This is a genomic window from Micromonospora parastrephiae (genome assembly GCF_016802865.1).
Classification (GTDB): Bacteria; Actinomycetota; Actinomycetes; order Mycobacteriales; family Micromonosporaceae; genus Micromonospora; species Micromonospora parastrephiae.
The window spans coordinates 36,318-59,066 of sequence record NZ_JAEVHM010000016.1; the positions used below are offsets into that span (position 1 = coordinate 36,318).

Here is a 22,749-nt window from a genome sequence, read left to right on the forward strand (position 1 = left end):
GCCATGCGCCGCTCCCGTCACACCGATTCACCTCGATCGAGTCTGCCGGCGTTAACGAGAGCGGCGCAAGTGGACTGTCACTTAGTCGATCTCCGTCGGCTGGGTCAGGTCGCTGTGAACCGGAACCTCTCCAGCGAGGGCCTCCGCGATGGCGGCAAACTCGGCCAGCGCAGCCTGCAGGTCGTCCACGATCTCTTGGGCGATCACCTCGGGCGGAAGCAGGCTGTCGGCATCGTCGAGTGCCGGATCCTTTAGCCAGGTGATGTCGAGGTTGACCTTGTCACGCGCAATGAGTTCGTCGTAATCGAAAGACTTGAAGCGCTCCGACTCCACTCGCTCGCTGCGGGGCTTACCGGGCAGGTATGCCTCGACGAAGTCCTCTAAGTCTATCCGGCGCAGTGGGCGCTGCTTGAGGGTGAAGTGCTTGCCGGTGCGGAAGTCGTACACCCACAACGTTGAGGTGTTATGCCTGTCTCCGCTTCGTGGTGGCTTCTTTTCGAAGTACAGAACATTGGCCTTAACGCCGCCCGCGTAAAAGATGCCGGTTGGCAGACGCAGGATGGTGTGCAGGTCGAAGTCCTCGAGCAGGCGGCGGCGTACCTTCTCGCCCGCGCCGCCCTCGAACAGCACGTTGTCCGGCAACACCACCGCTGCCCGGCCGTTCATCGCCAGCAGCGACATAATGTGCTGGAGGAAGTTGAGCTGCTTGTTTGTAGTGGTGGCGCCGAAGTCGTCCCGCTCGTAGGAGATGTCCTCCTTTTCGATCTTGCCATCCGTGCCCACGACGGTGATGGCGGACTTCTTACCAAAGGGTGGATTGGCGAGCACGAGCGAGGCATGCCGCTTGGGCTTGTAGGCGAGGGCATCGCCCACCGTGATCAGAGAAGGGCCGTCGGCATCACCGATGCCGTGTAACAGCATGTTCATTGCCGCCAGCCGTGCCGTGCCGTTGACCAGCTCGGTGCCCCAGATCTTGCCGGCCCCTAAGGCGAGGCGCTGCTCGCGGGAAAGGTCCCGCATGTGGTTCTTACGGATGTAGTGGTGAGCGGCAATGAGGAATCCACCGGTCCCGCAGGCGGGGTCAGTGATGGTGTCTTCGGGTCCCGGCTGCATCACGTCGACCATCGCGTCGATGAGCGCCCGGGGCGTGAAGTACTGGCCGGCCCCGGTCTTGGTGTCCTCGGCACCCTTGGCCAGCAAACCCTCGTAAGCGTCGCCTTTGAGATCCGTCCCCTGGATCGTCCAGTCTTCCTTGCCGATCAGTTCAACGACGAGCTTTTCCAAGAGGGCGGGCTCGGTGATGCGGTTCTGCGCCTTAGCGAAGATGGTTCCAAGAGTGGTGCCGGGGTTCTTGGCTAGTGCAGCGAGGATCTCGCGGTAGTGGACTTCGAGGTCGAGGCCCTTGAGGCGGGCGAGTGACTTCCAGTCGTACTCGGCGGGTACGACAGTCCTTGCCTCCTGCTCGGTGAAAGGGTCCGAGGCAATCTCGTCGGCCATCTTGAGGAAGAGTAGATACGAGAGCTGCTCGACGTACTCGATGGTGGACAGGCCGTTGTCCCGCAGGACGTTGCAGTAATTCCAGAGCTTGGCGACCAGGGCATTAGTCTGTGCGTGCATGTGGGCCGAGGATGTGATCGTCACAGCGGAAGCTCCTGCTGAACAGCGTTCGTGGGTGCGGGGATCGACGGCATGGAAGGCGGGGGTGACGCGGCCCTGACAGCTGCGGTCTTCCGGGGGTGGCGGGTGGAGCGCTTGGTCTTGCCGTCTCGGGCGCTGATCTGGTCGAGGAGGACGGAGGCCGGCTCGTCAGAGGGATTCTGCGGGACGAGCTTGCCAGCAAACGCCTGCCTCAAAATCGCCTGCCGGAGATGCCGAGATCGTAGGGAAATAAGCGCCAACTGCGAGGCAGAGCGCCTAGTCACTTCCAGCAGTTCGGCGGACCGTGCTACGAGGTCCAGTTGCTCATTCATCGGTGGAACGGGTAGGGGCAACTCGCGGCACGTTGAAAGCGCAATGTTGAACTGACCAGCAGTTGCCTTTGCTGTCTTTTGTAGCATGCCTAGGATGAATGGTGAACGAAGGGCGAGAGCTAGCCACTCAGGATGAACATCGGGACCTGCGCGGAAAGCAACAATTGCCTGGTTCATATTCCATTCTGGATGAAGATCTGGCACGACCGCCGTCTTGCCTAGTGGTGGGCCCACAATATTAGTAAGGACGTCCCCTGGTCGTACGCGCGATCGCTTCAGTGGGTGCTCGTGTGTCTCGCGATCGATATAGGTGGGCTTGTTAGTAAAGTCCACTCGTCCGTCCTGCGTGATGTTGTAAACTTTCAGGAAGGGAACGTCACCATTTCCTGGGTGCATCAAGTGAGCCGCAGGGGTGGAGCCACTGCAGATGAACTCACACACATCAGAGGAGCGGCGCCAGAACCATCCCACGGGCAGGGAAGGCAAGGCGGCGTAGTCGAAGCGCTTGCTTGCGAAACCGTCAAGCAAGTGGTGGCTGGCGTCGCTTGGGCTCGAGGCGGCGCTGATTGTGAATGTTCCGAGGACTGTCCTGTCCAACACAGAGGCACTGAAGGGCTTGAGGCGCCGTTTCGCGCCCGCAGCCGCTCTCATTGCTGCCTCTAGACGGGATAGGTGATGTTCGAGGGCCTCGACGATGCGATGTTGTTCTGCAAGCGGAGGGATGGCTGCCGGGAGCTCATCGAATCGCGAGCGCGTAATGTGGACCATTCCAGAACCGTGGGCAGCTGCCAGGATTTCTTGGATCTTGTAGTCTATGAGGTAACGGAGGAAGTCGCGATCGATGAACGGTTCGACTTTGAAGATGTGCTGATTCAAGGCAGCCTCGGGTCCGCGCCACAGGTAGGCACCCAGAGTGGCCGCCCATGAGACGAGGAGGTCGCCAGCGCGAACCGTGTGTCGTTCCTCAAGATTTCCGGCATAGTAGTTGAAGGATGCGGCTGAGCCGGTGAGATTTTGGATGCGGATGATGGGGCGGCCGGTGTCCGACCATTCAGATTTTCTGAAACCTCGCCCATTGGTGTACTTGCCGAGGTCTCCCAGTCGCGCTCGAGCCCATCCAGCCGGAAGATCCACGTCACTCAAGCCGATCACGCCAATTCTCGATTCAACTCACTCAGCAAAGCCCTGACATCCCGCCCCGGAAATACGTGCGCGAATCCCCGCCCGCCGCCTCTGCCTTTGAAGGGCTCGGCGTTGAACTCGGCCGGGCTGATGCCGACATCGCTGGCCACCACGTCCCGGATGGACCGCAGCCACCACAGCTGTTCCTCGGTGAACTCCGTCCCTGCCTGTCGCTGCCTGAGCAGCCAGCCCTCGAAGCGTTCCTCCACCGTCTCCCGGTACGGTCGCAGTTCGTCGTCCACGCCCAGCTCGTACCGAATCAGTGAAATTAGGTCCGGCACGCCTGCTTCCCGGTCGGGCGAGTGCGTGGCCGCGCCCAAGTCCTCGTAGTAGGCCCAGAGCGCTTGTGGTGTCCACGCGTAGTCCGGACGGCGAATTTTTACCGCTAGTTCCTGAAGTGCGGTGTAGGTTTCCGCGGGCGACACGGACCTGGGGCTCGTCAGGGCGATACTAACGGCGGCGATGCGGTCGCGCTCCTTCTCCAGCAGTTGGCTCCACCGGCCGATCTGCTCGCGGGCCCGCTCCTCACGCGGGACCTCCTGGACATCGGTCACCTCTACGGCGGTGAACTCGTCGAACAGGTAGTCCTTGTCCCGGCGGATCTCGATGATGTGCCGTCGAAGCTCGGGATGTTCGGTCAGAGGCGCGAGCGCGTCCTCGATCAGCTTTCGGGCTGCCGCATGGCCGCCTTCCTCCCGGGCCTGCTCCTGCCGATCGGGGTCAACTGCTGCGACGATGGCGCTAGCGATCTGGGATAGGGTCCGTCCGCCGGATGCTCGGGTCAGCAGTTCGCGCTCCTCGTCCGTCAGCTGCTGGTTGAGTCGAGCCAGTCGGCCGGCGAGGATTTCGGCCTCGCTAGCGCTGATTGACTTCGTACCAGCCTTGTCCAGCAGCTTCGCCAACGAGACCTGCCGTTCACCCGCCGGTACCAGCGGTTTGGCGTCGACCATCGGGGACTCCGTGACGCCCACCGCGTCGATCAGGACGAAGCGGTCCTTGCGCACCGAGGCGTCAGCGTCCGGCGTGACCTCCTGCAGCTCTGTTGGATCGATGGTCCGGGCACCGCGGCCCTTCATCTGCTCGAACAGTACGGCGCTGCGCACCTCGCGTAGGAAGATCACGCACTCCAGCGCCTTGACGTCTGTGCCCGTGGCGATCATGTCGACGGTGACGGCGACCCGTAGTCGGGGTGAGGTCCGCAGCGCACGGATCAACTCGTCTGGATTCTCACCGGCCTGGCGGCTCTTGTACGTGATCTTCTTGGCGAAGTCGTCGCCCTGCCCGAAGACCTCCTTGACCAAGGCGAGGACGTCCTCGGCGTGGTCCTCGCCGACCGCGAAGATGAGGGTCTTTGGCAGCTCGCTGCGGCCCGGGAACCAGCGCCGCCAGTTGTCCCGATAGGCGGTGAGCACCGCCCTGATCTCGTCGACCGCGACAACAGACCGGCCGATCTGCCCGGTGGTATACGTGAAGTCGTCATCGAGTTCGTGATAGCGCTGGCGCCGAGTCTTGCGGTCCCGGACCCGTACCGTCGTGCCCGCGTCGATCGTCGCCGCGCCCTTCTCGCGCAGGTCGGTTCGCATGCGTACGACGTCGAAGTCCACGTTGACTCCGTCGGCGACCGCTTGGGGGTAGGTGTACTCCGAGACCAGGTTGCGGCCGAAGAAGCCGAGCGTTTGCAGCGTGGGGGTGGCAGTGAGGCCGACCAGGTGTGCGTCGAAGTACTCCAGAACGCCCCGCCACAAGCCGTAGATGGATCGGTGGCACTCGTCCACGACGATCACGTCAAAGGACTCGATAGGTACTTGCGGGTTGTAGGTGACGTCGATGGGCTGGTCGGTGGCGTAGGGGTCCTCGTACGCCGTGCTGTCGCTGGCCTCGTCGGCCTGGGCATCGTCGGTGAGTGTCTCGCCGCGCAGCAGCGAGTACATCTTCTGGATGGTGCAGATGACGACCGACGAGGTGTCCTGCAGGCCCGCCGCCCCGAGCCGGTCGACGTTGTAGATGTCGGACAGCTTCCGCCCGTCGTCCGGCGTGGTGAACTTGCGGAACTCGTCGTACGCCTGCTTGCCCAAGTTGTTGCGGTCGACTAGGAACAGGACACGACGCGCCTGGGTGTACTTGAGCAGCCGATACGTCTGCGCCACGGCCATGAAGGTCTTACCTGCACCCGTCGCCATCTGGATCAGTGCACGTGGTAAGTCCTCGGCCAGGGACTTCTCCAGACCGCTGATCGCGTCGATCTGGGCAAGCCGCAGCCCGTGCGGCTCCAGTACAGGCAACCGGCGTAGCGCGGCCCGGAACGTCGGGGCACTCGGCGTCTCGTCTGCGCGCTGCATCCACGCCACGATTGTCTCCGGGCGATGGAACCAGAAGACCTCGCGAGAACGGGCGTCAGGATCGAGGCGGTTAATGAAGTAGGTCTCGGTGCCGGTCGTGGCATAACGGAAGGCGAAGGGCTCGGCTTTGCGCCAGACGGCGAGGCTGTGCTCCTTGAGCACGCCGGCGGCGTACCGATCGTTCTGCTCCACCGCACTAGAGAGGTGGTCACCCTCGCGCTTGGCCTCGACTACCCCGACGATCTTCCCGTCGATGTACAGCACGTAGTCGGCACGGCCGGTGGCTAGGGTGAATTCCCTGACCGCCACGCCCTGAGCCGCCATGGGGTTGACCTGGTTGCGGTCCTGGATGACCCAGCCAGACTTGCGCAGCATCTCATCGATGACCTCGCGCGCCTGCACCTCATTGAGGGGTGCCGGCCGCTGCGCGCGGTGGATAATCGCCTCGCGCCCCTTGGCGTCGACCGGCCGAGGTTGGCGCCGGGCGGCCTCGTACTTCGTATGCTGAGCGTTGCGCAGTTCCTCGATCTGCACGGTCAGCTGCTCGACGCGGGCGAGCAACTGCGTGCGGTTCGAGTCGGCGCTGGCAATCAAATTTTCGGCCTCGGCGCGAGCCTTCCGCTCGGCCTCCAACGCACTGGTGGACTCCGCCAGGCGCACACGGGCCTGAGTCAGAGCCTTGTGATGACCGCTGAGAGCCTCGCGCAGCTCGGCCAGCTCGGCCGTGTCTGTCACCTGAGCGTTGTCGCCGGGGTCAATGGGTGGGACGAACTCGGCGACCGTTCGGCGACCCTCGATCGCGTCGTGGAACCACAGGCCGAGCTTGTAGCAGACCCGTACAGCGGCCAGGGCGCGCGCGGTGTCGAACAAGTGCCGGTGAGCGGCTCGGTTGCGGTCGCGACGCAACTGCTCGAAGTCGTCGCGGATCTCGCGGACGAGGACACCAGCTCTGGTGAGTGCGTTCAGCCGGTCGACTTGGCGGTCACCCTCGACGCGCATCCCGATCCGGGTGACTAGCTCCTCGGCCAGAACCTCGCCGAACTGGCCAGCCTGCACAAGCGAAGAGTTCGGGTTGCTAAAGATGGTGGCCTCGGCCAGGGCGCCGTAGACGGACAGCAGAGGCTGGTGCGGGTACAGCACCCCGAAGTTCGGTGACGCCTTCGCAAGGTCACGAAGTCGCTCGTCCACGCGCCCTCCCCGCTCTGTAGCAGAACCGGCTAAAGCTACCGGATTCGCCTATGTGATTCCTCCCCCGGAAGGGTGTAGATCCTAAGGCGCTCGACTCGATCTGTGCGAACCGTGCGGGCTTGGCCGCGTCCAATGATGCCGACGGTTGAGATCGTGCCGAAGGTGCCAGAGAGTACGGCTAGATGGATGCGCATGTTCCTGCGCGTTGACGCGCAGAAGCATACGCGCCTATAGTTGAGTAACCTACTCGTGGAAGGGGATGTGCTCTTGGATGTGGTCAAGTCCGGGGCTGTAGGGCATGTGGTTGGGGCCGAGTCGAGCGGCCGTCGCCTCGGGCTGCCCGGCGGACTCCGATGATCACTAAGCCGTCGCCTGGCATGTGGGCCAGCATGATGGCACCGGTCGGCACGGTGTTGGCCGATGCGCCGTGGTGGATGTTCGTCGGTACCGTCCTTCTCGCACTGACGCATCGGATACTGCCTCGAGAGTCGAAGGACCTACTTAATCTCTGGCTGCGGATCATTTCGCGTCAGCAAGGCCCGAAGGACAAGCAGGGCAAGGGACGGGAGACATGACCGACGTATCGGGCAAGCGCATGCGTTCGGCCGCTGCGGATGACGCGGCGGCCCGGCGTATCAATGAGGCGCTCTGGCGCAGCCTCGACCGATACCGGGGGAGGCTAAGCGTTGTCGAGTTCGGCGACGTGGTGCTCGTCCTGCTGTACCTGCGGGGCCGCTCCGCGTGGGAGGTGCTGTCCGACGGCGCTCCAGACGTCGAGCGGGCGATTCGCGCCGACTTGTCAGCGGACGGAGAGGATCCGGTGCTCCTCCGCCCTCTGCTGGAATCGGTGCGTAAGGCTGGCGAGGCGCGACAGTTGGCGCCGCTTGTCGAGCTGGTCGACCGGCTTGACCCCGACGGTGACGTCCCACTCCCGCAGGTCTTCAATGCGGTACTTGACCATGTGAGCGGGGCAGCCGTCCGCAAAGGCGCTGGGGAGTTCCACACGCCCAAGGCGATCACCGACCTGGCCGCAGGGCTGCTCGCCCCGACACCAAGTGACCGGGTACTCGACCCCTGCTGCAAGGCGGGTGGATTTCCAGCCGCGATTGCCGATGGGCTGATTCGGCAGGGCGCCGCCGCCGATCGGTTGGCGGTGGCGGTTTCCGACTATTCGACGCGCTCGTGCGCGTTGGCGTACCTAAACCTGCGCCTGAGGGGGATAACGCCGCAGGTGCTGCCAGGCGTCGCCGAAAGTCTGCCCACCGGGGCGCCGGAGAACCGGTACGACCTGGCAACGGCGAATCCGCCGTTCAACCTGTCGAGCTGGAACGACGATGGCCAGATCACTGGACGGTGGCGGTACGGCGTGCCACCGGCACACAACGGCAACTTCGCCTGGCTGCAGTACATCATCGCCTCGCTCAACCCTGGTGGCCGAGCAGCAGTGGTAATGCCGTACGGCGCTGGCCTCTCGGAGAACACGCAGGAGCGGAGCATCAGGACCGCGATCCTCGAAGACGGCGTGGTGTCGGCAGTCATCGCGCTGCCGGGTCAGATGTTCACCGCCACCGACATCCCGGTCACGCTTTGGCTGCTGCAGCGCTCGCCCGCCAGCCGGCCTGGCGAGGTGCTGTTCATCGACGCTACCGGGATGGGCAGCGTCTACCAGCGGGCCCGCCGCACCCTCGCCGACGCAGACATTGACAAAATCGTGGAGACGTATCAGGACTGGCGCGAACACCGACATGACGCGGTGGCAGGGATCGCCGCCGGAGTATCGCTTGAGAAGATTCGTAGCGACGGGTACCGACTGAACCCCCGGGCGTACATCAGGCCAATTGACGAGGCGCCGGACTTGCGGACGCGAGCCCGGCAGGTAGGCGAACTCACCCAGCGCCTCGACTGGCTTGCCGAACAAGCTGCCCGCCTCGACCGGACCATTGAGGCGCAACTCAAGGAGCTTTCACTGTGAGCTCGCTGATCGGTCCTGTGCCCGATGGCTGGCAGGAGATGCCTCTCGCCGACGTGTGTCACGTGCTGGCTGGCCCGTCGAATAGCATGATTCGCCCCGTCGAGACCGATGGCGTGCCGATCGAAGTCGTCGCGCCAAAGCACTTGCTGCACGGACGCATTGCGGATAGCAGCACTTTGCTGGTGACGGCTGAGGCATCCGCACGGCTGGATCGATATCGACTCGTCCCCGGTGACCTGATCTGCGTGCGTACTGGAGACCTCGGCAAGCAAGCCCTCGCCGGCCCGGAGCATCAGCGATGGGTAGTCGGCACCGCCTGCTTCCGGCTACGTCCCGAACCGACGGTTGAATCCCGGTATCTGCTGCAGTACCTGCGGCATCCGACGGTCCGCGACTGGATTGCCCGGCACGCCTCCACAGCCACCGTCCCATCGCTGACCCTCAGCACACTGCGAACCTTGCCAGTACTGGTTCCGCCCAGCGCCGTGCAGACGACCATCGGCGACATCATGAGTGCTCTTGACGACAAGATCGCACTACACCGGGAAATCGTCGAGGTCACGGAGCAGCTAAGCGACTCTCTATTGCCGCTGCTGCTGGCAAACCGGTGAGCGTCGAACTATGGACCTGAGACCGTGTGATGCGGGTGCTCCGGGGGTGCTCGGCCGCCCACGGACAGGGTCAGCTCGGGTGGACCGTTGGGTGTGATCCATGACGCGTAACCAGGCAGAATCCGGCAGAACGTGCACTGGTGTGACGTGCAGGGACAGGGGAGCATTGATCAGCGCTGGCTCTTAATCCGCGGGTTCGGGGTTCGAGTCCCTGGCGGCGCACCAGCAACATCTGGGCAGTCACCCGCACGGGTGGGTGCCCAGATCTCGTTACGGGCCGTTTCGCGTTCGCACCGCTGCTGCGCCGACGATCCGCCGGTGCCCCGGGCAGGCTGTTGACCCAGCGGGCCTTTGGAGCTGATGTCGTAAGCGAATCGGGAGCGGGGCGGCCAGGTGATCGGCAGCCGCCGTACCCGCGTGCCGGTCTGCGGTGTGTCGATGCGCTGGCACCGGACGGGACGACGCGCGTCATCGCAACGACCGGACGGGACCCGCGTCATCGCAACGAGTGGCGCCTTGACGCGCGATGTCCCAAACGGTTCAGCTCCAAAGGAGCGTCACAACCACTGCCCGGCTGCGGGCGTCGGTGTGGCCGTCTCTAACGCGGTGGCGAGACGTACAGCCCGGTCCGGCACCCCGTCTCGCCCGGTTCCAGCCAGTTGGGGTCGTACCCGGGCGACTCGATGGCCCCGGCGGGAGTCCGGACCAGGAGGAGGCAGTCCAGCTCGGCGGGTACGCCCACCGCGGCGACGAGGGCACCCTCGTGGGTGACCGTGTCGACGGTGACGTGCTTCTCGGGAAACGCCGCCCGCACCGCGCCCGCGAGCGTGTCGGGTGTGGCGGTGCGCAGCGCCCCGGTGAGCCGGTCGCGCGCGTCGTCGGGCAGTGCCGGGATCGGCACGGCGGTGGGCACCGGGGGTGTGGCCACGGCCGGGCAGTCGATCTCCTGACGGGACGTGGCACGGTGGAGTGCGAGCCGGTAGCGGTAGCACCGCGTGGCCTGCCCGGCGGAGTGGCCGCGGTCGCCGAAGGAGGACCCGTAGTCCTCGGTCACCGTCACGGCGATCCGCACGTCGATGATGGCCTGCTCGTCGGGCGCGGTTCGGCCCGACCAGGCCAACGCCTCGATCCGGACCGGCGAGCTGCCGCCCTGCGCCGCCTTGGGGATACCGGTCGCGGCGATGTACTCGGCGTCCCGGACCCGGTTGCGATGACCAAGGTCGTCGACGAGGCGCTCCGCTTCGGCCGCCGCGATGTCCCGCGCCATCGAGTCGCCGTCGCGGTACTCGGCGCATCCGCTCAGCAGCAGACAGCTCGCCACCATCACCACGCTGAGTCGGCGAAGAAGAGCCATGGCGTCGAGCATGCCGGCCGGCGGGAGCAGCAGGATGAGTGCTCGTACTCATTCTGCTGCCCCCTGTGGCAGCATCGACGGTGCTGGCCGCGGGCGGACCGTTCTACGGGAGTACGCATGGCACTGGGACCTGTCCGGCAGCATGCTTCCGGCGCGGCGATAGCCTTCAACAACAGCCCCGAGGACACCGCCGACGCGGCACTCCGGTGGTTGCCCACCGAGGTGAAGGAAGGCCATGGCCGCTGACGCCGGCCCTACCGGCAGCCCGGACACGGTCCTGGTCTGCGTCCGGGGTAACTCGGGCTCGGGCAAGAGCAGCATCGGCCGGGAGTTGCGGCGCCGGCACGGCCGGGGGTGCGCGCTGGTCGAACAGGACTACCTGCGTCGCATCGTGCTGCGCGAGCGGGACAGGCCCGGCGGCGCGGCGCCGGCGTTGATCGGGCAGACCGTCCGGTTCGCGCTGGACCACGGCTACCACGTGGTGCTGGAGGGCATCCTGCACACCAGCCTCTACCGGACGCTGTTGACGGGCCTGCGGGACGACCATCGTGGGCGGTCGCTGTTCTGCTACCTCGACGTGTCCCTGCCCGAGACCCTGCGCCGGCACCTCACGCGCCCTCAGGTCAACGAGTTCACCGCCGAGTACATGAGTGGGATCTATTCGGCCCACGACGTCCTGGGCTGGCCCGACGAACTCGTCCTGCCGGAAAGCACCACGCTGGTGCAGGCCGTCGAGGCCATCGCCGCGGCCGCCGGACTACCCCAGACCGGCCGCGTGGACGACGTCCTCCCGAACGTCCCCTGAGTAGGCGGCGCCTCAGCGGCGTCGACGTGCCGGGTCGAGCAGGGCGGGCGGGGTGTCGAACTTCTCGTGGGCGGCGAGGTCGACGCCCGGAGCGACGATCGCGTCGATCGCGTCGAGCACGTCGGCGGAGAGCGCGGTGTCCGCTGCGTCAAGCTGGGAGCGCAGGTGGTCCGTGGTGCGGGGGCCGATGATCGCGCTGGTCACGGCGGGGTGCGCGGTGACGAAACCGAGCGCGAGCTGGATCATGGTCAGGCCGGCCTCCTCGGCGACCGCGGCCAGCTGCTCGACGGCGTCGAGCCGGGCCCGGTTGGCCGGGATGGTGGTGTCGAAGCGTTGCGGCAGGATCGCCGAGCGGCTGGTGGTGATCTCCCGGCCCGCACGGATCGCGCCCGACAGCCAACCCGAGGCCAGCGGGCTCCATGCCAGCACGCCGAGCCCGTACTGCTCGGTGACGGGCAGGACGTGCGTCTCGACTCCGCGTTGCAGGATCGAGTAGCTGGGCTGCTCGGTGACGTAACGGCCGAGGTGGTGTTCCCGGGCGGCCCACTCGGCCTGCACGATGCGGTAGGCGGGGAACGTCGACGAGCCGAAGTAGCGGATCTTCCCCGCGCGCTGAAGGTCGGTCAGGGCCGACAGCGTCTCCTCGTCGCTGGTGCGCGGGTCCCACCGGTGGATCTGGTAGAGGTCGACGTGGTCGACGCCGAGGCGGCGGAGGCTGCTGTCCAGCTCGGTGACGAGCCAGCGCCGCGAGCTGCCCTGATGGTTGCGCTCGTCGCCCATCGGCATACCGGCCTTCGTGGCGAGCACGATGTCGTCGCGGCGGCCGGCGATGGCCTTGCCGACCATCTCCTCCGACTCGCCCTGGCTGTACATGTCGGCGGTGTCGATGAGGTTGATCCCGGCGTCCAGGGCGGCGCCCACGATGGCGGTGGCCTCGTCCTGGGTGGTGCGCCCCAGGCTGCCGAAGTTCATGGCGCCGAGCGCGAGGGTGCTGACCTGCACGCCGGTGCGGCCCAAGCTGCGGTACTGCATGACGGTCCTCCAGAGCGGGGTACGTTTCAGGCAAGCGGATCGTCGTTCCGTTAACAACTATACGGAACGCTGTTCCGATTGCCAATCGACACCCGCGATGTGGCACGATTTCGGCTGTGACCAGCACACCTGCCGAGGAGCAGCGCCTGCGCGATCTCGCTCGGCTGCGTCGCGTCCGGGATCGGATCGACCGGGAGTACGCGCAGCCGCTGGACGTGGAGGCGCTCGCCCACGGTGTGCACATGTCGTCCGGGCACCTCAGCCGGGCGTTCCGGCAGGCGTACGGAGAGTCCCCGTACAGCTACCTGATGACGCGACGCATCGAGCGCGCGATGGCCTTGCTGCGCCGAGGTGACCTCAGCGTCACCGACGTCTGTTTCGCGGTCGGCTGTTCGTCCCTGGGCACCTTCAGCACCCGCTTCACCGAGCTGGTGGGTGTTCCGCCCAGCGTCTACCGACGAGAGGCGGTGCGCGCGACGGCCGGGATGCCGTCCTGCGTGGCGAAGCAGGTGACCAGACCGATCAGGAATCGAGAAGCCGCGCACCTCGGACCGCACCTAGCCTGACTGTCATGGACATCAGCATTCACTCCAGCTTCCTCCCGCACACCGACCCGGACGCCTCCCTGGCCTTCTACCGCGACGTCCTCGGCTTCGAGATCCGCAACGACGTCGGATACCAGGGGATGCGCTGGATCACGGTCGGCCCCGCCGGTCAGCCCGACACGTCGATCGTCCTGCACCCGCCGACCGCCAACCCCGGTCTCACCGACGACGAGCGCCGCACCATCGTGGAGATGATGGCCAAGGGCAGCTACTTCGGTGTCAACCTGGCCACCGCCGACCTGGACGAGACGTTCGGAAAGTTGGAGGGCAGCGGCGCCGAGGTCGTCCAGGAGCCGACCGACCAGCCGTACGGCGTCCGGGACTGCGCCTTCCGCGACCCCGCTGGCAACATGATCCGCATTCAGGAGAAGCATTGAGCGGTCGGCGGGGCCGGGCGACAGGTGGAGGCACGATGAACAGGGCCACGCGGTCGTCCGCGCCGCACGCAGCCGACAGTCACGACCTCATCCGGGTGCAGGGCGCACGGGTCAACAACCTCAAAGACGTCAGCGTCGAGATCCCGAAGCGCCGCCTGACGGTGTTCACGGGCGTCTCCGGCTCCGGCAAGAGCTCGCTGGTGTTCGGCACCATCGCCGCCGAGTCGCAGCGGATGATCAACGAGACGTACAGCTCGTTCGTGCAGGGTTTCATGCCGACGTTGGCGCGGCCGGACGTCGACCTGCTGGACGGCCTGACGACGGCGATCATCGTGGACCAGGAGCGGATGGGCGCGAACTCCCGTTCGACGGTCGGCACCGCCACCGACGCGAACGCGATGCTGCGCATCCTCTTCAGTCGGCTCGGGCGTCCGCACATCGGCTCGCCCAACGCGTACTCCTTCAACGTCCCCTCGGTGAAGGCCAGCGGCGCGATCACCGTCGAGCGTGGCGCGGGCAGGACGAAGACCGAGAAGGCGACCTTCACCCGCCTCGGCGGGATGTGTCCGCGCTGCGAGGGCATGGGTTCGGTCACCGACATCGACAGGTCCGCGCTGTACGACGACACCCTGTCGCTCAACGAGGGCGCGATCACGATCCCCGGCTACAGCATGGAGGGCTGGTACGGCCGCATCTTCCGCGGCTGCGGCTACTTCGACCCGGACAAGCCGATCGCCAAGTACACCAAGCGGGAGCTGGACGACCTGCTGCACAGGGAACCGACCAAGATCAAGGTCGATGGGATCAACCTGACGTACGCCGGCCTGATCCCCTCGATCCAGAAGTCGTTCCTGTCCAAGGACGTGGACGTGTTGCAGCCACACATCCGCGCCTTCGTGGAGCGGGCGGTGACGTTCACGACCTGCCCCGAGTGTGGCGGCACCCGGCTCAGCCAGGCAGCCCTGTCGTCGAAGATCAAGGGAAAGAACATCGCCGACGTCTGCGCGATGCAGATCAGCGACCTCGCCGCCTGGGTACGCGGCCTCGACGAGCCGTCGGTGGCCCCGCTGCTCACGGGGCTGCAACACCTCCTCGACTCGTTCGAGGAGATCGGGCTGGGCTACCTCTCGCTCGACCGGCCGTCGGGCACGCTGTCCGGCGGTGAGGCGCAGCGCACCAAGATGATCCGCCATCTCGGGTCGTCGCTCACGGACGTCACCTACGTCTTCGACGAGCCGACGATCGGCCTGCACCCGCACGACATCCAGCGGATGAACGAGCTGCTGTTGCAGTTGCGGGACAAGGGCAACACCGTGCTGGTCGTGGAGCACAAGCCGGAGGCGATCGCCATCGCCGACCACATCGTCGACCTCGGCCCCGGCGCCGGCACGGCGGGCGGCACCGTCTGCTACGAGGGCACCGTGGACGGCCTGCGGAGCAGCGGCACCATCACCGGTCGGCACCTCGACGACCGGGCGTCGCTCAAGCCGACGGTGCGCACCCGCACCGGGTCGCTGGAGATCCGCGGCGCCACCTCCCACAATCTCCGTGACGTCGACGTCGATGTTCCGCTGGGGGTGCTCTGCGTCGTCACCGGCGTGGCGGGGTCCGGCAAGAGTTCACTGATCCACGGCTCGATCCCGGCCGGCGCGGGTGTGGTGTCGATCGACCAGGGCGCGATCCGCGGCTCGCGGCGGAGCAACCCGGCCACGTACACCGGCCTGCTCGACCCGATCCGCAAGGCGTTCGCCAAGGCCAACGGCGTGAAACCGGCGTTGTTCAGCGCCAACTCCGAGGGCGCCTGCCCGACCTGCAACGGTGCCGGCGTCATCTACACCGACCTGGCCATGATGGCCGGCGTCGCCACCACCTGCGAGGACTGCGAGGGCAAGCGGTTCCAGGCGTCGGTGCTGGAATACCACCTCGGCGGTCGCGACATCAGCGAGGTGCTCGCGATGCCGGTGTCGGAGGCCGAGACGTTCTTCGGCGCGGGCGACGCGCGTACGCCGGCCGCGCACGCCATTCTCAACCGTCTCGCCGACGTCGGGCTCGGCTACCTCAGCCTCGGTCAGCCGCTCACGACGCTGTCCGGCGGCGAGCGCCAGCGGCTCAAGCTGGCCACCCACATGGCCGAAAAGGGCGGCGTCTACGTCCTCGACGAGCCGACCACCGGCCTGCACCTCGCCGATGTCGAGCAACTGCTCGGTCTGCTGGACCGGCTCGTCGACTCGGGCAAGTCGGTCATCGTCGTCGAGCACCACCAGGCGGTCATGGCGCACGCGGACTGGATCATCGACCTCGGCCCCGGTGCCGGGCACGACGGTGGCCGGATCGTCTTCGAGGGCACCCCCGCCGACCTCGTCGCCGCCCGCTCCACCCTCACCGGCGAGCACCTGGCGGCGTACGTCGGCGCCTGACCCGGCCGCCCGGCGGCGTCAGAAGAGGGTCAGTGGCTCGACCGGAATCGGCTCGGGCAGCGCGTCGAGGCCGGGCACCCGCGCCCGTACCTCGTCGTGGAAGCGGCGGGCGAGCACCGGCGCGTCGGCGTTGTCCGGGGTGTGGACGAACACCGTCGGCGAGCGTCCCGCACGCAGCCAGTCGGCGGTGACCTCGATCCAGTGCTGCCATCCCTCGACGGTCCGGGCGGTGTCGTCGCGGCCGAGGTAGCGGACGATCGGCCGGTCGGTCAGCGCCACCGACCGCAGCGGTACGCGCGGCTTCTTGGTCCAGGCGTCCCGCTCCGCGTCGCTGCTCGGAGGGGTGGCGAAGAACGCGGTGGTGTCGAACGGGACCCACTCGGCGTCCACGCCGGCGAGGGTCTGTTCGAGAAGCCGGGTCGCGCGGGCGTCGGTGAAGAACGCCGGATGGCGGACCTCCACGGCGTACCGGTGGGAACGGGGGAGGTGGCCCAGGAAACGACCCAGGGTCGGCACGTCGGCGGGGGAGAACGAGCCGGGCAACTGGATCCACAGAGCATGGGTACGCGGACCGAGCGGCTCGATCGCGTCCAGGAAGGCGCGCAGCGGCTCACCGGTGTCGGTGAGCCGGTGTTCGTGCGTGACGACCCTGGGAAGCTTGAGGACGAAGCGGAAACCCGGGTCGGTCTGCGCGGCCCACGACGCCACGGTCTCCCGGCTCGGCGTCGCGTAGAACGTCGTATTTCCCTCGACGGCGTCGCACCAGCCCGCGTAGTGCCGCAGACGCTCCTGCGCGCGAGCGGATGCGCCAGCAGCCGACCCTGCCACGCCCGGTGGGTCCACATCGCGCATCCCACGGAAAGCCGCACGACCGCCCTCCCTCCGGTGAACCGCGACTGGCCGGAGCCCACGGTATACGCGCGTCGGGCGTGACCGGACCGACGGTGCGGCAGGTAGGGTCCGACGCCATGCGTCTGCTGTTCGCCAGCCTTGCGTCCGTCGGGCACACCTACCCGCTGATCCCGCTGGCGGTCGCCGCCCGGGACGCCGGTCACGAGGTGCACTTCGCCGCGGGTACGGCGGTGCACCCGCCGCTGGCCGCGAACGGCCTGCGGCCGTTCCGCCCCGGCGACGCCTTCTACGAGGTGTACGCCGAGGATCTCGAACCCGAGCTGGCGCGGCTGCGCCCCGACCTTGTGGTGCACGAATGGGGGCTGCCCGGCGCGGCCGTCGCCGCCGAGCGGGCCGGCATTCCCGGCATTTGGCACGGCTTCGGCCGGATGTACCCCGACGGCATCGGACTGGAACTGCCGACAGGGAATCCCGAGGTCGCTGGTCGCCGGCACGTCGACATCTGCCCGCCCTCGTTGCAGGACAGGGACTTCCTCGACACGGAACGGCGGATCGAGCTGCGGCCGGTGCCGTTCTCGCCGCCCGGCGCGCTGCCCGCCCTGCTCGGCCGCCGTACGTCACGGCCGCTGATCTACCTGACCCTCGGTACGGCGTTCGGCACGCCGGAGCTGTTGCGCACGGCCATCGCAGGGCTGACGACGCTGGACGCGCGGGTGGTGGTTGCCGCCGGTCGGGTGCCGCCGCAGGAGCTTGGCGGGATCCCCGAGAACGTGACCGTGCAGCCCTGGGTGCCGCAGGCGGAACTGCTGCCGTACGTCGACGCCGTCGTGCATCACGGCGGCAGCGGCACCACCCTCGGCGCTCTCGCGGCCGGCGTACCGCAGCTGTTGTTGCCGCAGGGCGCCGACCAGTTCGCCAATGCCGACGCGGTCAGCGTCGCGGGTGCCGCGCTGCGCCTTCTTCCCGGCGAGGTGAACGCGGACGCCATCGCCGAGCAGACCCGCAGGCTGCTGCCGCAGCACGGCACGGGCGAGCAGCGCGACGCCGCCCGTGCGCTCGCCGAGGAGATCGCCCGCATGCCCTCGCCGGCCACCGTCGTCCGCCGGCTACCGGAGTACGCCGAGACCGCTTGAACCTCAGTCCTCGACAGCAGTGTCGGCGTCAAGTGATCAGTCAGCGAGCAATCGTCAACTTGAGGTTGACGCAGTGATGGCGTCAACTTATGGTTGACGCATGACCGAATCTGTCCCGGCAAGTAACGCACTGAAGCTCGACGACCTCATTCAGTCGATCAAGAAGCTGCACACCGACGCGCTCGACCAGCTCACCGACGCCGTCCTCGTCGCCGACCACCTCGGCGAGGTCGCGGACCACCTGATCGGGCACTTCGTCGACCAGGCGCGGCGCTCGGGCGCCTCCTGGACCGACATCGGCCGCAGCATGGGGGTCAGCAAGCAGGCCGCGCAGAAGCGCTTCGTGGCGAAGGCGTCCACCGACGCCGGAGCGCTCGACCCGAGCGCCGGCTTCGGCCGGTTCACCCTCCGGGCCCGCAACGTGGTGATGGCCTCGCAGGAGGAGGCTCGCGCCACCGGTCACGCCGAGATCGGCCCGGAGCACCTGGTGCTGGGCCTGCTGGCCGAGCCGGAAGGGCTGGCCGCCAAGGTGATGGCCGGTCGCGGCGCAACGCCGGAGGCCGTGCGGGAGGCGGTCGGCGCGGCCCTCCCGCCGCCGGCCGACCAGGTCCCGGACCTCATCCCGTACGACGCCCGCGGCAAGAAGGCGCTGGAGCTGACCTTCCGGGAGGCGCTGCGCCTCGGGCACAACTACATCGGCACGGAGCACATCCTGCTCGCCCTGCTGGAGCAGGAGGACGGCACCGGCGTGCTGAACGACCTCGGTCTGGAGAAGGCGGCGGTCGAGGCCGACCTGAGTGCCGTCCTCGCCGCCGTCGTCGGGCAGAAGTGACCGCCCGAGGTCAGGGCGCCTCGGGGAAGCCGTAGCGCAGGGCGTGCTCCGGATCGGCCGGGTCGATCTGGCGCACGCCCGCGTCGGCGAGGCGCTTGTTGACCTCGTCGAGCTGCTCGCGCACCAGTCGGGCCTCCTCCTCGGTGACCCGGCCCCGGTGCGGCTTGCCGGCGTGCTCCAGCGTGCCGTAGTCGATTTTCTCCGCGCTCTTGCGGGCCTTGGGCGGGCGGACCCGCTCGGCGGTCTTCAGCAACTGCGCCATCGGCACGTCGGTGGCCATCGCGTCGAACTCGCTGGCGGTCAGCACCACCCGCCGGGGCTCGCCGCCGCCGTGCCGGTCGTGGATCTCGACCACGGCGACGTCCAGGGCGGCGTCGTCGATGTTCTCCACCTCGGCCGGGGTGGCGTCCAACTGCACGGGCCCGGCGACCAGGTCCGGGTGCTCCAGGACGACGACGCGCACCGCCTCGTCGTCCTGCTGGAGAACGGTGCCGGTGAAGTCGGAGACGTGGATCGTCTTCTTGCCCATGCGCGGAGCTTCTCCTGTCGTAGGCCGGATGCGGGACCACAAGAAATTACCCGACAGGTGTGCGAAAGCCGCCGCTGGACCTCCTCCGGTGTGTCGTCCGGCGCGAACTCAGAGTCAGTGCGTGTTCAGGCCGTGCCGACTGGAGCTGCCGACGCGCAGTTTGTTCAGCGCGGCCCACGACATGCCGTTGGCATCGCCTGTCGCCCGCGGCCCCCGATGGCGTGGTTGGGCCGGGAGGCGTTCGACTGCCTCCGCTGCCGCCCAGAGGCGCTCGGGGTCCTGCTGGTGGCGGTCGTTCGGCTGAATCGGCATGACCATACCGTCCCAAACAAAGGTGTCCATGTATGGAAATACCTATGACGGTCGATAGGTGCACCTAGGTGCTCGGTCCTCCGGCCCTGGGGATCGTCCGCCCGACCGGCCCGCCCGGCGTACGGTGATCCACGACGGGCCGGGTGACGGGGAGGTACGCATGCTCGACCGACGGCTCCAGCTGCACCTGGCCGCCTGGCTCGGGCAGTGGCCGGCCGGGCCGGGTCTGCACGTGGTCGGCTCGCACCGGCGGGCCAAGCCGGCCTGGGACGGTCGACTGCGTCCGGCGCTCGCCGTGGACACCGGTCGCAGCGCCGTGCTCTCCGTGGCGCCGGACCGGGTGGCCGCGGTCCGCGCGCTGGCCCGCGGCGTACCGGGCCGGCTGGTTGCCGCGCTGCCGGAGGCGGTCGGTCTGCCCCAGTGGTGCGTGCACGACGGCCCGTTCCGGTGGAGCGTGGCTCCCGCGCCGCTACCCGACGTGGGGGAGTGGACCGAGTCCACCGCCCCCGGGCTGCCACCCTGGTTGCGACTGTTCGACCGGCCGGTGCTGGTGGTCCGCGATGCTAACGGCAACTACCTGGCCGGGGCCGGGATGAAGCGGCACGACGCGTACGGGCAGGAGTTGGCCGTCGGCACCGTGCCCGCCGCCCGGGGTCGCGGCCTCGCCCGTCGGCTGGTGGCGCAGGCGGCGCGGCGGGTGCTCGACGAGGGCGCGGTGCCCACCTATCTGCATGAGCGGGACAATCTCGCCTCCGCCCGGGTCGCCGACGCGGCGGGTTTTCCGGACCGGGGCTGGCGCGCGTACGGGGTCTATCCGCGCTGACGCTTGACCGCGTCGGGCGCGGACCGTGGATCCCGGGCCGGATCCACGGTCCGCGACCTCCCCCCAGGTCCCGGTTTCGGGCGACCGTCCACGCGTGGGCGGGCCGGTTCGTGCCGATCACGCTACGTATCGAGCAAGCTCGGTGCAAGGTGCGAGCTGTCGGTTCGGAGTGTCGAATAGTGGACTTGACCTGCATGTCGGTCGGGCGGGGAGTGCAGACCCGTCAGTGACGTAGCGTGCGGATCAGGTCGAGCACCTGTCGGGTCACGGGGCGTAGGACCCGGAGCCGGGACAGCGCCGTGAGCCGGTCGATCAGCGGGACGACGCCGTCGATCAACTGCCGGGTCTTGGTCTGCCCGGGCGACCTGTCGTGCACCCAGTAGAGGACCACGCCCATGTACGCCAGCCAGAGCAGCTCGGGCAACTGCGGACGCAGGTCGGCGTCGACCTTGGCGGTCGAGCCCGTCAGCACCTCGGCGAAGAGGTCGATGGCCGCCTCCCGGGGCCCGGACGACTCCGCGGAGAAGGGGCTGAGTGGGGAGGTCGGCTCCGCAGCCGTCTTGAAGAAGGTGGCCGCGAACTCGTGCGACGGCGTCAGCACGTCGATCCCCGCGTGCAGCACCCCGGCCAGCCGGGCGCCGAACGACTCCTCCCGATCGAGCACGGGCTGGGCGGCGGCCCGGTGCTCGACCTGGGACTGGGCGTAGAACTCCTGGATCAGGTGGTCCTTGGAGCCGAAGTAGTAGTAGGCGTTGCCGACCGCCACGCCGGCCTCCTGCGCGATGGCCCGCATGGTGGTCTGGGCGTAACCGCGCTCGCGGAACAGCCGCATCGCGGTGTCCCGGATCAGCTGCCGGGTCTGCTCGCCCCGGGCGGTGGCAGGATCACCCGCAGTGGTCGTCGGCGCAGGCTGCTCGGTCATCGGGGTCACCGTATCCCGCCGATTCGTCGGTCGGCTCGGCCCGTGGGTCGCGGACCCGCTCCCGTATCGCCGAGGCGGCGGCCACCACCTGCCGGGCCAGCGGCATCAGGTGGGGTCGGGCCAACCGCTCGGCGGTGGAGCGATGGTCGGCCAGCGCCCAGAGGCAGGCGAACCAGGCGCCGTCGCCCGCGTACACCTCGCCGGTGTCGGCGACCACGGTGAGGTCGCGCAGCGTCGCGTCGTGGTCCAGGCCGGGGAAACGCCGCCGGGCCTCGACGACCCGGCCGGCACGAAATCCAGGGGTACGAGTTGGGCGCGCGATGCCAGCCACCGGCGGGCCGCACGGCAGATCGGGCAGGTCGCGTCGAACAGGACCGTGAACCCCCGGATCCCACCGCCCCCGTGAGCGGTGGGATCCGGGAGCCGGCCGCCGCCGTCGGTCGGTGGCCGGGTCATCGGGGCGGCGGGGTGGTCGGTGGGTGTGCCCCGACCGGCTGCGCGCCGTGCGGGGCGGACGGCATGGGGAGTCGGCCGACCGGTGCGACGGGCGGGTGGGTGGCGAACTGGCGGAGCCGGTTGCGGCGGTAGCGGCCCAGCGCGAAGACGTTGAAGAAGTGCAGAGCGCCGAGCACCAGCAGCACGAGGCCGATCTTGAGGGACAGCTCCTCCATCGCCTGACTGGTCGAGAGCACCGGGTCGGGGTGCTTCATCGCCACCGTGACATAGCCGAGGTTGAGCAGGTAGAAGCCGACCACCAGGAGGCTGTTCACCGCCCGGGCCAGTCGTTCCTCGGCGAACACCTCCTCCAGGAAGACCTGCCCGTTGCGGGCCAGCGCCCGGGCCACCCAGATGGTCAGGCCGACGCTGACCGCGAGGTAGATCACGTACATCCAGACCTTGATGTCCATGCGGACGCCCTTCTTGAACGCGTTCAACTACCGTTGGCGTCAGCGTAGGGCAGGTCTTGAACATGTTCAAGAGCGGAACGGTGGGCGGTTCAGCCGGCGAGACCGAGCACCTCCGCCGCCGCCCGACCGTTGGCGTGGCTCGCGCCGTACGTGGTGACGAACGCGCGCACGCCGTCCGGGCGCCACTGCGCCGGCCACCCCATCTCCACCACGGTCACCGGATGCTCGGCGGCCAGGCCGGAGATCAGCTCCGGCCCGCCCGGCAGGCGGTGCAGGTGCCGCCCGACCAGCACGATCGGCCGATCACCGGCGAGCCCGCGCAGCGTCGCCCGATCGGTCTCGGCGGCGACCACCCGGATCTCCTGGGCCCCGTCCAGGTGCGGACCGAGGCCCCACGGCACCCGCCCCTCGGCGATGGTGGATTCGGTGTGCAGTTGCACCACGAGAGGGTCCTCCAGGCCGGTGAGCACCCCGTCCACCCGGACCGCCCGGCGCGCGGCCGCGTACCCCAGGTCGGTGTCTGTGGTGGCCGGTGCGGCGCCGGCGGTCCGGGTCCAGGCGGGCGAGCGCGGCGGCGCGGCCGGCG

The 22,749-nt window shown here is 68.0% G+C and carries 21 protein-coding genes and 2 pseudogenes; 11 read left to right on the forward strand and 12 right to left on the reverse strand.

The annotated features are described in order from the left end of the window. Window positions 1–81: 81 nt before the first annotated feature. From JNW91_RS06005 to JNW91_RS06015, 3 genes are read right to left on the reverse strand one after another with little or no spacing between them, the layout of a single operon-like run. Window positions 82–1,641: a type I restriction-modification system subunit M gene (locus JNW91_RS06005; RefSeq protein WP_309244255.1), complete on the reverse strand. Its 1,560-nt coding sequence runs from the start codon at window positions 1,639–1,641 to the stop codon at window positions 82–84. After that, window positions 1,638–3,122: a restriction endonuclease subunit S gene (locus tag JNW91_RS06010; RefSeq protein WP_203173924.1), complete on the reverse strand. Its 1,485-nt coding sequence runs from the start codon at window positions 3,120–3,122 to the stop codon at window positions 1,638–1,640. Before JNW91_RS06010 ends, JNW91_RS06005 begins: the two co-directional genes overlap by 4 nt. After that, window positions 3,119–6,679: a DEAD/DEAH box helicase family protein gene (locus tag JNW91_RS06015; RefSeq protein ID WP_203173925.1), complete on the reverse strand. Its 3,561-nt coding sequence runs from the start codon at window positions 6,677–6,679 to the stop codon at window positions 3,119–3,121. Before JNW91_RS06015 ends, JNW91_RS06010 begins: the two co-directional genes overlap by 4 nt. A 353-nt stretch (window positions 6,680–7,032) precedes the next feature. Between JNW91_RS06015 and JNW91_RS06020 the strand changes: the two genes are divergently transcribed. Genes JNW91_RS06020 through JNW91_RS06030 form a run of 3 tightly spaced genes read left to right on the forward strand, consistent with a single transcriptional unit; the run spans window position 7,033 to window position 9,262 of the window. Continuing rightward, on the forward strand, window positions 7,033–7,254 hold the full coding sequence (locus JNW91_RS06020) for a hypothetical protein (RefSeq protein ID WP_203173926.1): 222 nt from the start codon (window positions 7,033–7,035) through the stop codon (window positions 7,252–7,254). Then, the gene (locus tag JNW91_RS06025) at window positions 7,251–8,651 is read left to right on the forward strand and encodes an N-6 DNA methylase (RefSeq protein WP_203173927.1); all 1,401 of its coding nucleotides are present in this window, start codon (window positions 7,251–7,253) and stop codon (window positions 8,649–8,651) included. Before JNW91_RS06020 ends, JNW91_RS06025 begins: the two co-directional genes overlap by 4 nt. Next, window positions 8,648–9,262, forward strand: a complete 615-nt coding sequence (locus JNW91_RS06030; RefSeq protein WP_203173928.1) for a restriction endonuclease subunit S — start codon at window positions 8,648–8,650, stop codon at window positions 9,260–9,262. The genes JNW91_RS06025 and JNW91_RS06030 overlap by 4 nt, the downstream gene beginning before the upstream one ends. Before the next feature lie 598 nt (window positions 9,263–9,860). Here the strand turns inward: JNW91_RS06030 and JNW91_RS06035 are convergent. Then, on the reverse strand, window positions 9,861–10,616 hold the full coding sequence (locus JNW91_RS06035) for a hypothetical protein (protein ID WP_238424442.1): 756 nt from the start codon (window positions 10,614–10,616) through the stop codon (window positions 9,861–9,863). A gap of 117 nt (window positions 10,617–10,733) precedes the next feature. Here JNW91_RS06035 and JNW91_RS33100 point away from each other — a divergent pair, with 117 nt between their 5' ends. Together JNW91_RS33100 and JNW91_RS06040 are read left to right on the forward strand one after the other, a co-directional pair. Then, the gene (locus tag JNW91_RS33100; RefSeq protein ID WP_255545009.1) at window positions 10,734–10,862 is read left to right on the forward strand and encodes a hypothetical protein; all 129 of its coding nucleotides are present in this window, start codon (window positions 10,734–10,736) and stop codon (window positions 10,860–10,862) included. Next, on the forward strand, window positions 10,852–11,421 hold the full coding sequence (locus tag JNW91_RS06040) for a kinase (RefSeq protein ID WP_203173929.1): 570 nt from the start codon (window positions 10,852–10,854) through the stop codon (window positions 11,419–11,421). Before JNW91_RS33100 ends, JNW91_RS06040 begins: the two co-directional genes overlap by 11 nt. Window positions 11,422–11,433: 12 nt before the next feature. Here JNW91_RS06040 and JNW91_RS06045 read toward each other — a convergent pair whose 3' ends face one another. After that, window positions 11,434–12,453 carry an aldo/keto reductase gene (locus tag JNW91_RS06045; protein WP_203173930.1) on the reverse strand — a complete coding sequence of 340 codons (1,020 nt, stop codon included), beginning with the start codon at window positions 12,451–12,453 and terminating at the stop codon, window positions 11,434–11,436. A 116-nt stretch (window positions 12,454–12,569) separates the two neighbouring features. On the opposite strand from JNW91_RS06045, the gene JNW91_RS06050 reads away from it, so the two are divergent. From JNW91_RS06050 to JNW91_RS06060, 3 genes are read left to right on the forward strand one after another with little or no spacing between them, the layout of a single operon-like run. Then, a complete protein-coding gene (locus JNW91_RS06050) occupies window positions 12,570–13,019 on the forward strand; it encodes a helix-turn-helix transcriptional regulator (RefSeq protein WP_203173931.1) in 450 nt (149 codons plus the stop codon). A gap of 5 nt (window positions 13,020–13,024) precedes the next feature. Next, window positions 13,025–13,435: a VOC family protein gene (locus JNW91_RS06055; RefSeq protein ID WP_203173932.1), complete on the forward strand. Its 411-nt coding sequence runs from the start codon at window positions 13,025–13,027 to the stop codon at window positions 13,433–13,435. A 35-nt stretch (window positions 13,436–13,470) separates the two neighbouring features. Then, the gene (locus JNW91_RS06060) at window positions 13,471–15,852 is read left to right on the forward strand and encodes an ATP-binding cassette domain-containing protein (RefSeq protein ID WP_203173933.1); all 2,382 of its coding nucleotides are present in this window, start codon (window positions 13,471–13,473) and stop codon (window positions 15,850–15,852) included. An 18-nt stretch (window positions 15,853–15,870) separates the two neighbouring features. On the opposite strand, the pseudogene JNW91_RS06065 reads toward JNW91_RS06060, so the two are convergent. Further along, window positions 15,871–16,697, reverse strand: a pseudogene (locus JNW91_RS06065) (DUF72 domain-containing protein). A 123-nt stretch (window positions 16,698–16,820) separates the two neighbouring features. On the opposite strand from JNW91_RS06065, the gene JNW91_RS06070 reads away from it, so the two are divergent. Together JNW91_RS06070 and JNW91_RS06075 are read left to right on the forward strand one after the other, a co-directional pair. Next, window positions 16,821–17,837, forward strand: a complete 1,017-nt coding sequence (locus tag JNW91_RS06070) for a glycosyltransferase (protein ID WP_203173935.1) — start codon at window positions 16,821–16,823, stop codon at window positions 17,835–17,837. A 100-nt stretch (window positions 17,838–17,937) separates the two neighbouring features. Then, window positions 17,938–18,669 carry a Clp protease N-terminal domain-containing protein gene (locus JNW91_RS06075; protein ID WP_203173936.1) on the forward strand — a complete coding sequence of 244 codons (732 nt, stop codon included), beginning with the start codon at window positions 17,938–17,940 and terminating at the stop codon, window positions 18,667–18,669. 10 nt (window positions 18,670–18,679) lie between these two features. Here the strand turns inward: JNW91_RS06075 and JNW91_RS06080 are convergent, their stop codons facing one another. Together JNW91_RS06080 and JNW91_RS06085 are read right to left on the reverse strand one after the other, a co-directional pair. After that, on the reverse strand, window positions 18,680–19,198 hold the full coding sequence (locus JNW91_RS06080) for a hypothetical protein (RefSeq protein ID WP_203173937.1): 519 nt from the start codon (window positions 19,196–19,198) through the stop codon (window positions 18,680–18,682). Window positions 19,199–19,312: 114 nt separating this feature from the next. Continuing rightward, on the reverse strand, window positions 19,313–19,540 hold the full coding sequence (locus JNW91_RS06085; RefSeq protein WP_238424443.1) for a DNA repair protein: 228 nt from the start codon (window positions 19,538–19,540) through the stop codon (window positions 19,313–19,315). Between the two features lie 130 nt (window positions 19,541–19,670). Here JNW91_RS06085 and JNW91_RS06090 point away from each other — a divergent pair, with 130 nt between their 5' ends. Further along, a complete protein-coding gene (locus JNW91_RS06090; RefSeq protein ID WP_203173938.1) occupies window positions 19,671–20,333 on the forward strand; it encodes a GNAT family N-acetyltransferase in 663 nt (220 codons plus the stop codon). A 223-nt stretch (window positions 20,334–20,556) separates the two neighbouring features. On the opposite strand, the gene JNW91_RS06095 is transcribed toward JNW91_RS06090, so the two are convergent. The 4 genes and pseudogenes from JNW91_RS06095 to JNW91_RS06110 all read right to left on the reverse strand — a co-directional run. Then, window positions 20,557–21,255, reverse strand: coding sequence for a TetR family transcriptional regulator (locus tag JNW91_RS06095; protein ID WP_203173939.1), 699 nt, complete (start codon window positions 21,253–21,255; stop codon window positions 20,557–20,559). Then, window positions 21,218–21,586, reverse strand: a complete 369-nt coding sequence (locus JNW91_RS06100) for a hypothetical protein (RefSeq protein WP_238424444.1) — start codon at window positions 21,584–21,586, stop codon at window positions 21,218–21,220. The genes JNW91_RS06095 and JNW91_RS06100 overlap by 38 nt, the downstream gene beginning before the upstream one ends. A 121-nt stretch (window positions 21,587–21,707) precedes the next feature. Then, window positions 21,708–22,190, reverse strand: a complete 483-nt coding sequence (locus tag JNW91_RS06105; protein WP_238424445.1) for a hypothetical protein — start codon at window positions 22,188–22,190, stop codon at window positions 21,708–21,710. Between the two features lie 62 nt (window positions 22,191–22,252). Continuing rightward, window positions 22,253–22,749, reverse strand: a pseudogene (locus tag JNW91_RS06110) (glycoside hydrolase family 3 protein); the annotation flags it as partial.